The organism is Candidatus Njordibacter sp. Uisw_002, from assembly GCF_047730155.1.
GTDB lineage: Bacteria > Pseudomonadota > Gammaproteobacteria > Pseudomonadales > Balneatricaceae > Njordibacter.
The window spans coordinates 270,928-285,075 of the sequence record NZ_CP159832.1 but is presented as its reverse complement, the minus strand read 5'-3'; the positions used below and the strand labels follow the sequence as shown (position 1 = coordinate 285,075).

The following is a 14,148-nucleotide window of genomic DNA, read 5'->3' as shown; positions in this document are numbered from 1 at the left end:
TATTAATTGAGACATAAAACCCATGACCATACGCCTTGGCATTGTGATGGACCCGATCCACAACATTAACTACAAAAAAGACAGCTCACTAGCTATGTTGTGGGCAGCACAAGATTTGGGTTGGGAGTTATTTTATATGGAACCCCAACACCTATATGCACAGCAAGGTGTTGCTATGGGGCTTATGTGTGAGCTAAAAGTCATGCGCGACCCAGCCCACTTTTATTCTCTAGGCATACAACAACCCCAGGCTCTGGGAGATCTTGACGTCATATTAATGCGCAAAGACCCTCCATTTGACACCGACTTTTTACACACCACTTATCTACTTAGCCAGGCAGAAGAAGCAGGGGCGTTGATTATCAACAAACCTCAAAGCTTGCGTGACTGCAACGAAAAACTATTTGCCACACAATTTCCTGAATGTTGTCCAGAGGTTCTGGTTGCTAGTGATGCTGGTGTACTCAAAGCCTTCCATACACTCCATGAAGATGTCATCTTTAAACCTCTTGACGGCATGGGCGGCGCGTCTATTTTCCGCGCACGCAAAGACGAACCTAACCTTAATGTTATTATTGAAACTCTTACTGAGTTTGGCCAACAACAAATTATGGCACAACGTTATTTGCCAGAAATTAAAGATGGAGACAAACGCATTTTAATGATTAATGGGTATCCGGTAGATCATGTTTTAGCCCGCATCCCATCTTCTGGTGAAACCCGAGGAAACTTAGCTGCTGGTGGCTCTGGTGTAGCAAGGCCACTAACTGATCGTGACCGCTGGATCTGTGAACAAATTGGCCCTGTACTTAGAGCTAAAGAAATACACTTTGCAGGCCTTGATGTCATTGGTGACAGCCTCACAGAAATTAACGTCACCAGCCCTACCTGCATCCGTGAAATTGACGACCAAACAGGTTCTAATATTGCTAGCGTGCTAATGCAGCATATAAGTCAATTATTATCCACAAGGAGTGTTTAGTGACTACAAAACCAAGCGATAACAATTTACATAATTTTATGCTCATTTCAATGCCACAAATGGAAGATGAAAATTTTGTTCGTAGCTTGGTTTATATCTGCGAGCATAATGAAAAGGGCGCTATGGGGTTAGTAATAAACAGGGCCAATAACATCGAATTTATTGATATATTGCCCCAGCTTAACATCTCAGATCTCAATGTCACTGACGCAGAGCAAATCATATTTGCTGGCGGGCCAGTGCAGCCAGAACATGGCTTTGTATTACACACCCCTTTAAGTAACAAAGAGTGGACCTCCAGCATTCGTGTATCTGAAGACTTATGCCTCACCACCTCTTCCGATGTCATTGATGACATTGCCCACTCTGCTGGGCCAGAGCATAGCTTGATAGCATTAGGATACGCTGGCTGGGGGCCTGGGCAATTAGAGCAAGAGTTGGCTGACAACGCTTGGTTATGCTGCCCGTTTGACGCTGACATAATGTTTAATATGGCGCCAGAAGATCGTTTCCAAGCTGCAACCGACTCTCTTGGCATCGACATTAACCTAATTTCGACCAAAATCGGCCATGGATAAGCCTATCAATTTGCTAAGCTTTGACTTTGGCACCAAACGTATCGGGGCAGCTTTTGCAAGCAACCCAAACACTCAGCCCATTGTAATGGCACCGATAAGTGCCAAAGACGGCATTCCTAATTGGCAAATATTAGATGCCTTAGTCAACGAATGGCATGCACAAGCATTTGTAGTAGGAATTCCGTATAATATGGACGGTTCTATTAGCGAGATGGCAATCAGAGCGCGGAAATTTGCAAACCGAATTAGTGCACGCTTTGACTGCCCTTGTTATTTGGTTGATGAAAGGCTTTCCACCCAAGCCGCAAAACAAGAGCACCTTCAAAGCGGTGGTGGCACAGATTGGAAAAAACATGGAGTGGACGGCATTGCCGCTGCGCTAATACTCCAAAGCTGGTTTAGTGAAACTGAACACCGTTTATCAACCGTGCCTTTTTAAATAGCCACTAGGATAAGCCTGTATAAACTGACAAAGAGGAATCGCAATGGGAGCTTCAAGCACCCCAAAATACCCAGAATTGGCAGATACTCCCGCCCTTGTTAGCAATTTATTAGATCAAGTAGATAATTTACTTACTACTCAAAACATAGAACAGCCTCTTGTTGTAGGCATTCACACCGGTGGTGTATGGCTAGCTAAGGTGCTTGCAAATCACCTTCAAACTCCTTTTGGAGAACTAGACATCGCCTTTTATAGAGACGACTTTTCTAAGAATGGACTTCACCCTCTAGTTCGCCCTTCATCCTTACCCTTTAACATTAACGATCGGCATATATTGCTAGTAGATGATGTCTTAATGAGTGGCCGCACAGTGCGTGCAGCCATGAATGAATTGTTTGATTTTGGAAGGCCTGCTAGCATAAAATTGATCACCTTATGCTGCGTTAACCAAAGGGAACTCCCCATCCAAGCCGATGCGTGCGCGCTTACATTAGACTTGGCCCCAGGGCAGTATTTGCAACTTGAAGGGCCTGAAACTCTTCAACTATCTATCATAGAGCATGCTAACCATGAGTGATTCATCTAATTTACAACTCACCGAGCACGGCGAATTACGCCATTTCTTAACCCCAGAAGGGTTAGACCGCCTTATGTTAGAGCGCATTCTAGATACTGCTGATTCCTTTGTGGTAGTAGGCAATCAAGAGATAAAAAAAGTGCCTCTTCTGCGTGGCAGGACAGTAGTAAATTTATTTTTTGAAAATTCCACTCGCACAAGAAGCACCTTTGAGCTTGCTGCCAAACGTTTATCTGCTGACGTATTAACCTTAGATATTAAGACCTCCGCCACTAGCAAGGGCGAAAGCTTACTAGATACCTTACAAAATTTACGCGCTATGCACAGCGATATGTTTGTGGTGCGCCATAGTGATTCTGGTGCGGCACATTTTATTGCCGAACAAGTCACTCCAAATGTCGCCATTATCAATGCTGGAGATGGCCGTCACGCTCACCCCACCCAAGCCATGCTAGACATGCTAACCATTCGCCGCCATAAAGGTCGCTTTGAACCACTTTCAGTGGCCATAGTGGGCGACATCTCTCACTCCAGAGTAGCTCGAGATCAAATCCATGCGCTAAAAACATTAGGCTGTAAAGATATACGCCTAGTGGGGCCTAACACCCTTATGCCTCAAGGCATTGAAAACATGGGGGTTACCACCCACAGCAACATGGATAGCGGCATATCAGGCGCTGATGTAATCATCATGCTGCGGTTACAGACAGAGCGTATGGCGAGCGCATTCCTGCCCTCTGCTGGTGAGTATTTTCGCTTATACGGACTCACTACAGCGCGTTTGTCGCAGGCCAAGCCTGATGCCATAGTGATGCATCCAGGGCCGATCAATCGTGGCATTGAAATTGAATCAGCGGTGGCTGATGGCCCACAGTCTATGATTCTAAATCAAGTAGGATATGGTATCGCATTGCGCATGGCGGTTATGTCCATGGCTATGAGTGGCCAAATGCAACAGCGTCAAACCCAAGCTAGCCAATCTTCTAGCTTAATTGGGGAGAAAAAAATATGAGAATTATTATTCGTGGCGCACGCCTTTTAGACCCTAACCAAGCGCTTGACTGTGTAGCGGATGTCCTCGTGAGGAACGGGGTCATCGAAATAATTGGCAATCTTACTGACACACCGTTCGATGGTCATGTCGATACACAGGTTAATGCTAAGGGCATGATTTTAAGCCCTAGCTTTGTAGATCTAAACACATGTTTAAGGGATTTAAATCAAATACAAAAAGGCACTATAGCCAGTGAAACCCTTGCAGCTGCCAGTGCTGGCTTCACTCACTTATGCCCCAGCCCAGACACACAGCCATGCAGTGACTCAGGCTCGGTGATTAGCCTGATCAAAAGCAAAGCTGAGGCTGCAGGATTTTGTGATTTACTCCCAGTAGCAGCCCTAACAAAAGACTTAAAAGGTGCTGCGCTAAGTAATATGGAGTCTCTGTCTCGTGCTGGCTGTATTGGCTTTAGCAACGCAGGCTTTGATATATCAGATAACACCGTGCTGCTGCGTTGTTATGAGTATGCCGCCACCTTTGGCTTAAAAGTATTGGTGCAAGCTCAAGATGAAAAACTAGGTGGTGGGCATATGCATGCTGGCCCAACGGCAACACGGATGGGTTTAGACGGCATACCTGTAATAGCTGAAACCCTGTCTATTAGCCGCCATTTACAACTAATGCAGCATACGGGTGTAGAAGGTCATTTTAACCAACTTTCTAGCGCCCAAGGTGTAGCACTTATTCGTCAGGCAAAAGCACAGGGCATAAAAGTAACTGCAGATGTAGGCATTGCTCATCTTTGCTTCACTGACTCGGCTATAGAGGGCTACCGGAGCCAATACCATGTGCAACCGCCTTTGCGCGAAGAGTTAGACCGTGAAGCATTGGTTGCTGGTATTAAAGATGGCACCATAGATGCTATTTGCTCTGCTCACCAACCCCATGAGTCTGCAGCTAAATGCGCGCCTTTTGCCGCTACTGAGTCAGGTATGGCTGTATATGATATGTTAGTACCTCTTATTCAAACCTTAGTAGACGCAGGAGAGCTTACTTGGATGCACGCCATTGTAGCCTTAAGTTCCAACAGCGCTAGTATTGCCAAAAATGAAATCACAGGCTTGACTGTCGGCAAGCGTGCCAATCTTACCTTGATAGACCCAAACCATTCGTGGACGCTTGATGAAGCTAGCCAGCTAAGCCATGGAACTAATCAAGCACTAGCCAACCAAACCCTCAAAGCACGAGTAAAACTTACACTAAAACAAGGTCAAATAAGCTACGCTTTATGATTTTTTTCAAATCTCCCTTGATGTGTATATACTTTATCTATTAGTAAATGGTAAATTTGATATATCTAAATTAAATTATCCAGATATTACTGTCGTAGGTGAATGCTGCAAATGAAACGTATAGACCTCACTACAATGACGGAGCTCACTACTCGTCAAGCTGCAACATTACTTAACGTATCTGTGCGCTCAGTGCAGCTTTGGGTAGAACGTGGTGCACTACAAGCTTGGAAAACAGCTGGAGGGCATCGCCGCATTAGCGTCGAGTCAGTGCAGCAGTTACTTGATGAAAAACGCGAGAAGCAAACACCTTTGCACAATACACAAAGAAAAAATTCGAAAGTTGTGCTTATTGTAGACGAGGATCAAGATACCTTGTTGTTGTACCAGATGTTGATCAATAGTTGGTTCCCTAGCTTGCAAATAAAAACTGCAACAAATGGTATTGATGCTCTTGTGAAGATTGGCGAGTTTAAGCCCACTGTACTGATTACCGATTTACACATGCCGCAACTTGAAGGTTACGCGATTATTGAGCGATTAGAAAATGACCCTCAATATGATCACCTCACACCAATTGTTGTAACCGCACTGGGCGAAGCAGAAGTGACGACAAATCATTTACCCAAAAATGTGCCTGTACTACATAAGCCTATACCTGTCGATCAGCTAAAAGAATTAGTTATGCAGGCTATTAAAAAGTAAGTCACGCTACCAATCAGTGCCCTTAGCTAACTGGCCTAATGAAATAGGACTTAAAGGGGGCCTTACGCTCAAGGGCTGCACTTTAGACATAGGCCGATTTTGAGCATTGGCTACCAAATAACCCATATTTAAACCACATTGGCGCCCTTGGCATGGCCCCATGCCAGCACGGGTAAAGCCTTTAAGCTGGTTTACACCAGCACACCCTGCGCTTGCAATAGACGTAATTGTTGCTGCACTGACTTGTTCACAACGACATACTATGGTGCATCCACTAGGCTTAGAAAGCCATTTTGCAGGTTGATACAGACGCTCTACCAAACCTTGAGCCCAGTTTAATTGTTTAACCCTAAGTTTGAGCCAAATAAGGCGCACTTTAATTTGTCTTGTTTGTATTTTTCCAGCATTATGGGCCCTAGTAAGGCCAGCTATACGCCCCTGTAGCTGAGCTACATAACCTCCACCAACGGCCCCAGCATCTCCTGCCACCTGTATTTTAGCAACAGAGGTCTGACCTGCTGCACCCACTTGTGTATGCCAACATTGCTTAACGTCACTCCATCGTTGGCTGCAGCCTAACAACTGCCCCATTTGCGTCTCAGATATGAGCCCTTGATGTAACATGATCACTTCGCAGGCTATGTTATGCACCGTGCCAGCAACTGTATAACGCACACCACAGGCGCTGTGCTCACCAGTAATTTGAAGATCAGATACTCCTGTAATATAAGGCACCTTAATACGTTGTGCCAAGGTTAACCAAAGGCCTTTAATCAACTGCTTAGGCGTTGTTAAACCCGCCACTAACCATGGCAATGCTCTCCAATAATTAGCTTTAGGCGTCGTATCAAGTAAGGCCTTAATAGTGACGCCACTCGCTCGATATTGCTGTGCTAGCAATAATAATAGGGGCCCAGATCCCGCTAAAACAACCTCCTTAGGTAACAATCCAGAGGATTTCAAGAGAATTTGCCCAGCTCCAGCGGTCATCACTCCAGGTTTATGCCAGCCTGGTATAGCCATAGGTCTTTCCATAGCCCCATGGGCTAATAACAAATGGCTTGCCACATAGGTAGTGGATTCCCCATTTATCAAAGCACTCACAATAAAACCCTGTTCATGAGTTTCAATGTGCCACACTTGAGCTTGCGGTTTATAGTCACAATTGGCCGCCATAAATTCAGCTAATAAAGGCCTACCTGCTAGATAATCGTTCCCTAAAACAAAAGCTTGCTGTGGCTTAGTTTGGCCTAAGTTACGATAGATTTGACCACCTGCACTAGATGCTTGATCCAACACCAATACACTTAGCGCAGCTTTACTGGCCTCTATTGCGCCAGCCATACCTGCAGGCCCTGCACCAATGATTAAGTAGTCATATATTTTATTCATTGGGTCAACTCTTTAGTCACCGTATCAATACGCATATTAGGCATCACTTGTTGCAAACACGCTCTTTGCTGCTGTCCTTTGTTAATGGTAACTAAACACTCAAAGCACACGCCCATGTGACAAAAAGGTGCCCTAGCTTCGCCACTTACAGAGTGTTGCCTTACTTGTCGGTGCCCAAGATACAACAAAGCCCCTGCCACGCTAAGTTGCGCAGGGACTTGATGTTCAACATTATTAACAACCACAGTGCACTGAAGGGGATTCTCAATCAAACAACTAAACAGTGAATCGGTCATTATTCATCGCCTCTATTAGCAGTTTATAGTCTTCATTTGAATCGTCCAGCAACCAACTAGATAAAGGGCCTGCATGAGCTGCTGCTAAAGTAACGCCACTATGGCAACATACGCCAAAAGCACCTTTATAATTTTGCGATCGTTGGTAAATGGGCGCTCCATCTGGAGACATCACTCGCAAAGCTCCCCAACTCCGAACCAACTGTAGTTGGGCTAATTCTGGCAGCACTGCTACAGCCTCTTGAGCGATAGTTTGCATCACATCAAGGCTAGAGCGATCGTCTAGACCAGAATGCTCATGTGAGCCTCCAATCTGAATAGTGCCATCCCCAGTTTGCCTCATCTGCGGGGAAGCATATTTTAGCGTGCCTGGAGTGGCTCTTTGTGTAATGAGCATTTGTCCTTTGACTGGGTTCACAGGTAAGTGCATACCCAACTGTTTGCCTAGGCGTTCATTGTCCAACCCTGCACAAAGCACTATTTTTTTAGCCACAAACCCGTCAGCATCAAAACCTTGCGCCAACACTTCTATACGCTTAACCACACAACGAGGCTGATACTTCACTCCTAGCAGTTGGTTTGCTTTGTGTAAGGCCGCTAGAAGATATAAAGGGTTAACCTGACCATCTTGTGGGCTATATATCGCCCCAGCAACAGATTCACCCAGCCCAGGTTGCATGTCTAGTGCAGCGTTGCGATCTAATACTGTATATTGAAAATCACCTTGAGTATGGTGTGACATGGCGGCCATTTCTTCACTTAAGGCCTTAAGCTGTCGCTGATTAAGTGCAAACTCCAAACCCCCACGTCTTTCATAGGCAATATCTATGTGGCTTGTCTGGCTTAGTTGATTAGCAAAATTAGGCCACAAATCTGCTCCTTTAAGGCTCCATTTAGCATACGCAGGGAAATCAAAGCCTTTGCCTTGCACCCAAATGAGACCGAAATTACCTACAGATGCACGGTGATCAGTATCCTCGCCATCAAGTACCAAAATACGTAAATGGGGCTTTTTTTGTATCAACCCATACGCAATTGATGCACCAACCAAACCACCTCCAACGATGATCCAGTCATAATGATCTAGTTGCTGATCAACGAGGTTCACTAACAACTCGTTCTTGCAGGTGCCCACTTAAGCGCTTCTCCCACATCCGAAATAAATAAACCAGTGCATACGTCATGACTAAATACATAGCGGCTGCTGTGAGGTAAAACTCGTACACTGCAAAAGTCTTAGAGATAAGTTGGCGAGAGATACCTGTTAAATCCAAAATGGTAATAGTGGACACAAGGGATGTGGCTTGTAATAAAAAAATGACTTCATTACCGTAGGCCGGCAAACCGATACGAAATGCCTTTGGCATAGTAATACGACGAAACAGTAATAACCCAGACATGCCACACGCGCGGCCTGCTTCAATATCATTGCGAGGCACTGCACTAATTGCCCCACGAAAAATTTCTGCAGAATATGCTGTGGTATTTAACACTAAAGCTAAAATTCCACAGAACCATGGGTCACGAAAAAATCCCCATAATCCCAAGTCAGTGAGCTCATGCCTAAATTGACCACTACCATAATAAATCAAAAATATTTGCACTAACAAAGGAGTCCCTCGAAAGTACAATACAAATAGGTAGGCTGGGGATGAAAAGAAAGGATTATTAGATAACCGAGCAAGAGACACTGGGACAGCAAAGGCCAAACCAATCATCAAACTCACTACAGTGATCCACAAAGTAACCCACGCACCTTCCAACAACATTGGTAAATACTGCCATACAATAGAGAAATCCATTAGCGCATCACTCCTTTGTTTGCCCAAATTTCAGCTCGTTTTTGCACCATCATTGACACTAAAGTAATACCTAAATATATAAACGACGCTAATAAGTAAAAGGTGAAAGGTTCGTGGGTCGCATTGGACGCAATCTTAGTTTTACGCATAAGTTCGTCCAACTGAATAATGGAAATTAGCGACGTCGCTTTAATCAACACCATCCAAACGTTACCTAAGCCAGGTAACGCAAAGCGCAAGGCTTGGGGTAATAGAATACGCTGAAAAACCTTTAAACTAGACATGCCAATGGCTCTAGCGGCTTCCGCTTGGCCTTTAGGAATGGCTTGAAAAGCTCCACGCAAAACTTCTGTAGAAAAGGCACCATAGATAAACCCGATGGTTATCGTGCCTGCAATGAATGGATTAATATCAACACGTATGTCATAACCCATGCTGGTAGCAATGGATTGAATCAGTGTTGGTGTACCAAAGTACACCAACAATAAAAGAATAAGTTCAGGCACACCACGAATAACAGTGGTGTAAGTATTGGCGGCGAAATTGGCCCACCGATTTTGGGCTAGTTTGCCCCAGCTGCCCAATAAACCTAATAAAACAGCAACCACCATTGCGCAAAGACCTACTGCGATAGTCAATTGTAAACCGTCAAATAAAAGCCAGCCATAGCCATGCAAATCTAACATAAAACTCATTGCCTGATAGTTAAAAAAAGGGCGGCCTAAGCTAACCTAAGCCGCCCTTTGCAATGGCAAAATTAGCCACCATAAACGCTAAAACCAAACCACTTATTACTAATAGCATCATAAGTGCCATCAGCAATGATTTGCTCAATCGCTTTATTCATACGGTCACGTAGTTGAGTGTCTTCTTTACGTACACCAATACCTGCACCAGCTCCAAAATACTTAGAGTCTGCGATGTCTGGGCCGAAAAATTCACCCTCCATGTTTGCACCCTTCATCATTTCATCACCAACAATCACGTCTACAAACAACATGTCTACACGGCCAGCTGCAAAATCTAAGTTAGCTTCTTCTTGAGCACCGTAGGTACGGATCTCTAGAATATCGCCAAATTCACCGCGCAAGTAGTTTTCTTGCACTGTAGAGCTTTGTACACCAACAATCATACCTGAAGTGGCTTGCGTGCTTGAACCTGCAGCACGAATGAAACGGTTAGGTGTATTGTAATATTTGTTGGTAAAGTCGATTTTCTGCATACGCTCTTCAGTAATAGACATCGAGGCAAGGATAGTGTCAAACTTTTTAGCTAACAAAGCTGGGATAATACCATCCCAGTCAGAGGTCACCCACTCACAGTCTGCTTTCATAGCAACACAGATTGCATCGCCCACATCAATGTCAAAACCAATTAGGTTGTTTTCATTGTCGTAGTAATTGTATGGAGGATAAGCTCCTTCAGTACCCATTAAAATGGTATCAGAGGCAACAGCTCCCAAAGACATCGTTAGTGCACCTGCAGTTAGAGCTGCAGCAAATAATTTATTCATAAGAACCTCATGGTTGAGTTAGGATGGTTTTAATGAGCCAAAAAAAGGCTACTCGTTAATAGCTCGAAGCCAAAAACTGCCGGCATCGTTCTGATTTTGGGTTTTGGAATACCTCTTCTGGCGTGCCTTGCTCCTCAATCATTCCTTGATGGAGAAAAACAACTTTAGATGATACTTCCCGAGCAAAGGTCATTTCATGGGTCACAACAATCATGGTGCGACCTTCTGCAGCTAACTGACGCATCACTTTAAGCACCTCTGCTACTAGCTCAGGGTCAAGAGCAGATGTAGGCTCGTCAAATAGCATCACCTCTGGGTCCATAGCTAATGCACGGGCAATGGCCGCTCGCTGTTGCTGCCCACCAGACAAGTGGTCAGGGTATTGATGTGCTTTATCAGCAATACCCACTTTTTCTAGCAATAGCATTGCCTTTTCATTGGCTTCAGCTTTGGTTTGCCCTAATACATGTATTGGGGCCTCTGTCACATTTTGTAAAATAGTCATATGACTCCAAAGATTAAAACTTTGGAATACCATACCTAATTTAGTGCGAATTCGATCCACTTGCTTTTGGTCAGCGGGCATACGGTTGCCTTTACTGTTGGTCTTCATCTCAATCAACTCGCCATCTACCCTTACCTCACCACTGTTGGGGGTTTCTAACAAGTTAATACATCGCAAAAATGTACTCTTACCCGAGCCACTGGCACCGATAAGTGAGATTACATCACCTTTATTGGCGTCAAGAGACATACCTTTAATCACTTCGTTTTGATTAAAGCTTTTGTGTAAATCTGAAATGGATAGGGCTAAGGTCATCGTGGATCCGAAAGGAGCGAGGCATATTGCATCGTTAATTTAGTAACTAATAATATTATCTAATATCGCCAACCTCAAGCTATTCGTCTCATATACATGAAAGCAAGTCGCATTGTGTGAAGTTTGGGTCCATTTACTAACACTTTTAGCCCTTAAAACACACTATGAGACGCCCGCTAGAATTGTTACCATGGTTCTATCGTTTACCAGTGGACTTTATTGTCTTGCTTATGCCTTTACCAACTAACCAACAAACCATTAGTGCTGCATTAATGCAAACTCAACAGCGCATTAAGGAAGCCTGCCAAGCTTCAACTAGAAGCGCTGATGAAGTCATGCTCTTAGCTGTCAGTAAAACTAAACCTTTAAGTGATGTAATGGCAGCCTATGATTATGGCCAACGCCATTTTGGAGAAAACTATCTTCAAGATGCCTTGGAAAAAATTGAATACTGCACTCATCAAGATATAGCATGGCACTTTATTGGGGCAATCCAAAGTAAAAAGGCCAAGACTATAGCAAGCAAATTTGATTGGGTTCACACTTTAGACAGGCAAAAGGTTGCCCTACTGCTAAGTCAACATAGACCTACTCATCTACCTCCATTAAAAGTACTTATACAAGTTAATATCAGTAACGAAGATAACAAAAGCGGTGTAGCGCTAGATCAATTAGAAGAACTAGTGGAACAAGTAGCAAAACTGCCTAACTTATTGTTATGCGGTTTAATGTGTATACCTGCTGTAGGCCAACCTGAGCAAATTCAGCGTGAAGCTTTTACTAAGATGACTGCAGCACGAGACTACCTTGAGCATACCTACCCACTAATACAGCAACTATCTATGGGCATGTCCGGCGACCTAACTAACGCCATTGCTTGCGGCTCAACAATTGTGCGCATTGGCACAGACATTTTTGGCGCGCGCAGTACTTTTACACCAAAGCCTTAGTTAAAAAATTAATATCTAAATCACCAGGAATATATCATGCTCCACACTCCTCACATTGCATTTATTGGCGCTGGCAACATGGCCCAAGCCATTCTTAAAGGTATGCTTGCTGCAGGTTACCCGCAAGAAAAAATCTCTGCCAGCGGCCGTACGCAATCTAAAGTGGACATATTGGCAGCCCAAACAGGCATTCACACCAGCACAGACAACTTAGCCGTGTGTCAACAAGCAGATGTCATTGTATTGGGCGTAAAGCCAGCCATGATGGGTGACTTAGTGAAAAGCATTGCACCAGCAGTAGACCCCACCAAACAACTTATCGTATCTATAGCTGCTGGTGTTTTAGCTGACAGTATCGAAACATGGCTTGGAAAAAAGATGCCTATTGTACGCTGCATGCCCAACACCCCTTCATTGGTAGGCCATGGAGCTGCTGGGTTATTTGCCACCGGTAATGTTTCAGCAGTGCAAAAAACCACAGCTACTACTATTATGCAATCAGTGGGTTTAGCCTTATGGGTGGAGTCCGAAGAACACATTGATGCGGTGACCGCTGTTTCTGGGAGTGGGCCTGCCTATTACTTTTTGATGATGGAAGCGATGATGACTGGAGCCCAAGAGCTTGGTTTAAGCGCCCAAGTGGCTCAACAACTAGTGCTTCAAACCGCCATAGGCGCTGCGCAAATGGCCCAACAAAGTGATCAAACCCCAGAACAGTTGAGAATTGCAGTAACCTCACCTAAAGGCACTACAGAGCAAGCCTTGAATACCTTTAATAAAGGCGGCTTTAGTGCGCTGTGTGGCCAAGCCATGACTGCTGCATACCACCGATCTAAAGAATTGGCGCAATTATTCAAAGCGTAGCAGCCTTGAATAAAGCCCATCAAAAACTACTTGCGGCAATGCTAATAAAGGCGTTAAATCACATCTTTTATTACCCTTAATGGAGTAGCAATAAATGGTAGATTTTGCCTTTACTAGCGCTTGGCTAGACATTGCCTTAGATGGCTTAGTTAACTTATCGTTGGCTGCCATAATTTTCTTTATTGGCTGGTCGAGTGCCCGTTTAATAGCTGCTTTAGTTAAGCGAATTCTAATATCTCGCGGAATTAATGACCCATTACAGTATTTTATAATAACCATTACCCGTGTCGCCCTAACTTTTGTTGCACTTATGGTATCTCTAGATTTTTTGGGTTTTGATACTGCTGTATTGCTTACCGTGTTTGCTGCTGCAGGCTTAGCAATTGGTTTAGCTTTAAAAGACACACTTAGCAACGTTGCCTCTGGCGTCATGCTAATCCTCTTTAAACCTTTTACCATAGGCGACTATGTAGAAGCTGCTGGGGTGGGTGGTGTAGTAGAAAAGATTGGCATTTTTACGAGCCAAATGAAAACGGGCGACAATCGTGAAATCACAGTACCAAATAGTCAGATCTATGGTGGAGTGATCATTAATGCTTCAGCTAAGCAGACACGACGTATCGACCTTGTGATTGGGGTTGGATACAGTGATGATTTACAAAAAGTTGAACAGTTATTGCTGGAGTGCATCACCGATGACCAGCGCATTTTAACTACCCCCGAACCCACAGTCGCGGTGGCAGAACTGGCGGATAATAGCGTGAACTTTATCGTTCGCCCATGGGTCAATACTGCCGACTACTGGTTAGTACGGTGGCATCTTATTCGTCAAATAAAAGTCTCATTTGATGAAAATGGCATTTCAATCCCCTACCCTCAACAAGACATTCATATCCATCAGGTGACAAAGGATTAAAGCTTAATAAAGCACACTGCCT

At 44.3% G+C, this 14,148-nt stretch carries 17 protein-coding genes; 10 read left to right on the top strand and 7 right to left on the bottom strand.

Translation table 11 applies throughout. The features are described from left to right. Positions 1–22: 22 nt before the first annotated feature. The 7 genes from gshB to ABXT42_RS01345 all read left to right on the top strand — a co-directional run bounded on the left by gshB (position 23) and on the right by ABXT42_RS01345 (position 5,573). On the top strand, positions 23–982 hold the full coding sequence (gene gshB / locus ABXT42_RS01375) for a glutathione synthase (RefSeq protein ID WP_443628597.1): 960 nt from the start codon (positions 23–25) through the stop codon (positions 980–982). Continuing rightward, positions 982–1,560: a YqgE/AlgH family protein gene (locus tag ABXT42_RS01370; protein WP_443628596.1), complete on the top strand. Its 579-nt coding sequence runs from the start codon at positions 982–984 to the stop codon at positions 1,558–1,560. The genes gshB and ABXT42_RS01370 overlap by 1 nt, the downstream gene beginning before the upstream one ends. After that, entirely contained in the window at positions 1,553–1,999 is a 447-nt protein-coding gene (gene ruvX, locus ABXT42_RS01365; protein ID WP_443628595.1) for a Holliday junction resolvase RuvX, read from the top strand. The genes ABXT42_RS01370 and ruvX overlap by 8 nt, the downstream gene beginning before the upstream one ends. Before the next feature lie 46 nt (positions 2,000–2,045). Then, positions 2,046–2,579, top strand: coding sequence for a bifunctional pyr operon transcriptional regulator/uracil phosphoribosyltransferase PyrR (pyrR, locus tag ABXT42_RS01360; RefSeq protein WP_443628594.1), 534 nt, complete (start codon positions 2,046–2,048; stop codon positions 2,577–2,579). Beyond that, entirely contained in the window at positions 2,563–3,591 is a 1,029-nt protein-coding gene (locus ABXT42_RS01355) for an aspartate carbamoyltransferase catalytic subunit (RefSeq protein ID WP_443628593.1), read from the top strand. The genes pyrR and ABXT42_RS01355 overlap by 17 nt, the downstream gene beginning before the upstream one ends. Next, positions 3,588–4,868, top strand: a complete 1,281-nt coding sequence (locus tag ABXT42_RS01350) for a dihydroorotase (RefSeq protein ID WP_443628592.1) — start codon at positions 3,588–3,590, stop codon at positions 4,866–4,868. The genes ABXT42_RS01355 and ABXT42_RS01350 overlap by 4 nt, the downstream gene beginning before the upstream one ends. A 111-nt stretch (positions 4,869–4,979) precedes the next feature. After that, positions 4,980–5,573 (top strand): response regulator, encoded by a 594-nt coding sequence (locus tag ABXT42_RS01345; RefSeq protein WP_443628591.1) that lies wholly within the window; start codon positions 4,980–4,982, stop codon positions 5,571–5,573. A gap of 6 nt (positions 5,574–5,579) precedes the next feature. Here the strand turns inward: ABXT42_RS01345 and ABXT42_RS01340 are convergent, their stop codons facing one another. From ABXT42_RS01340 to ABXT42_RS01310, 7 genes are all read right to left on the bottom strand, one after another. Then, positions 5,580–6,965 carry an FAD/NAD(P)-dependent oxidoreductase gene (locus ABXT42_RS01340; RefSeq protein ID WP_443628590.1) on the bottom strand — a complete coding sequence of 462 codons (1,386 nt, stop codon included), beginning with the start codon at positions 6,963–6,965 and terminating at the stop codon, positions 5,580–5,582. Then, entirely contained in the window at positions 6,962–7,261 is a 300-nt protein-coding gene (locus tag ABXT42_RS01335) for a (2Fe-2S)-binding protein (RefSeq protein ID WP_443628589.1), read from the bottom strand. The genes ABXT42_RS01340 and ABXT42_RS01335 overlap by 4 nt, the downstream gene beginning before the upstream one ends. Next, complete coding sequence (locus tag ABXT42_RS01330) at positions 7,242–8,369, bottom strand: NAD(P)/FAD-dependent oxidoreductase (protein WP_443628588.1); 1,128 nt, start codon at positions 8,367–8,369, stop codon at positions 7,242–7,244. The genes ABXT42_RS01335 and ABXT42_RS01330 overlap by 20 nt, the downstream gene beginning before the upstream one ends. Then, positions 8,356–9,063, bottom strand: a complete 708-nt coding sequence (locus ABXT42_RS01325) for an ABC transporter permease (protein WP_443628587.1) — start codon at positions 9,061–9,063, stop codon at positions 8,356–8,358. The genes ABXT42_RS01330 and ABXT42_RS01325 overlap by 14 nt, the downstream gene beginning before the upstream one ends. Beyond that, entirely contained in the window at positions 9,063–9,749 is a 687-nt protein-coding gene (locus tag ABXT42_RS01320; RefSeq protein ID WP_443628586.1) for an ABC transporter permease, read from the bottom strand. The genes ABXT42_RS01325 and ABXT42_RS01320 overlap by 1 nt, the downstream gene beginning before the upstream one ends. A 71-nt stretch (positions 9,750–9,820) precedes the next feature. Continuing rightward, positions 9,821–10,576: a transporter substrate-binding domain-containing protein gene (locus tag ABXT42_RS01315; protein WP_443628585.1), complete on the bottom strand. Its 756-nt coding sequence runs from the start codon at positions 10,574–10,576 to the stop codon at positions 9,821–9,823. 55 nt (positions 10,577–10,631) lie between these two features. Next, the gene (locus tag ABXT42_RS01310) at positions 10,632–11,396 is read right to left on the bottom strand and encodes an ABC transporter ATP-binding protein (RefSeq protein WP_443628584.1); all 765 of its coding nucleotides are present in this window, start codon (positions 11,394–11,396) and stop codon (positions 10,632–10,634) included. Between the two features lie 164 nt (positions 11,397–11,560). Here ABXT42_RS01310 and ABXT42_RS01305 point away from each other — a divergent pair, with 164 nt between their 5' ends. The 3 genes from ABXT42_RS01305 (at position 11,561) to ABXT42_RS01295 (ending at position 14,126) form a co-directional block, all read left to right on the top strand. Continuing rightward, a complete protein-coding gene (locus ABXT42_RS01305; RefSeq protein WP_443628583.1) occupies positions 11,561–12,346 on the top strand; it encodes a YggS family pyridoxal phosphate-dependent enzyme in 786 nt (261 codons plus the stop codon). A gap of 36 nt (positions 12,347–12,382) precedes the next feature. Further along, positions 12,383–13,210: a pyrroline-5-carboxylate reductase gene (proC, locus tag ABXT42_RS01300; protein WP_443628582.1), complete on the top strand. Its 828-nt coding sequence runs from the start codon at positions 12,383–12,385 to the stop codon at positions 13,208–13,210. A gap of 94 nt (positions 13,211–13,304) precedes the next feature. Then, positions 13,305–14,126, top strand: a complete 822-nt coding sequence (locus ABXT42_RS01295) for a mechanosensitive ion channel family protein (protein ID WP_443628581.1) — start codon at positions 13,305–13,307, stop codon at positions 14,124–14,126. Positions 14,127–14,148: the final 22 nt, after the last annotated feature.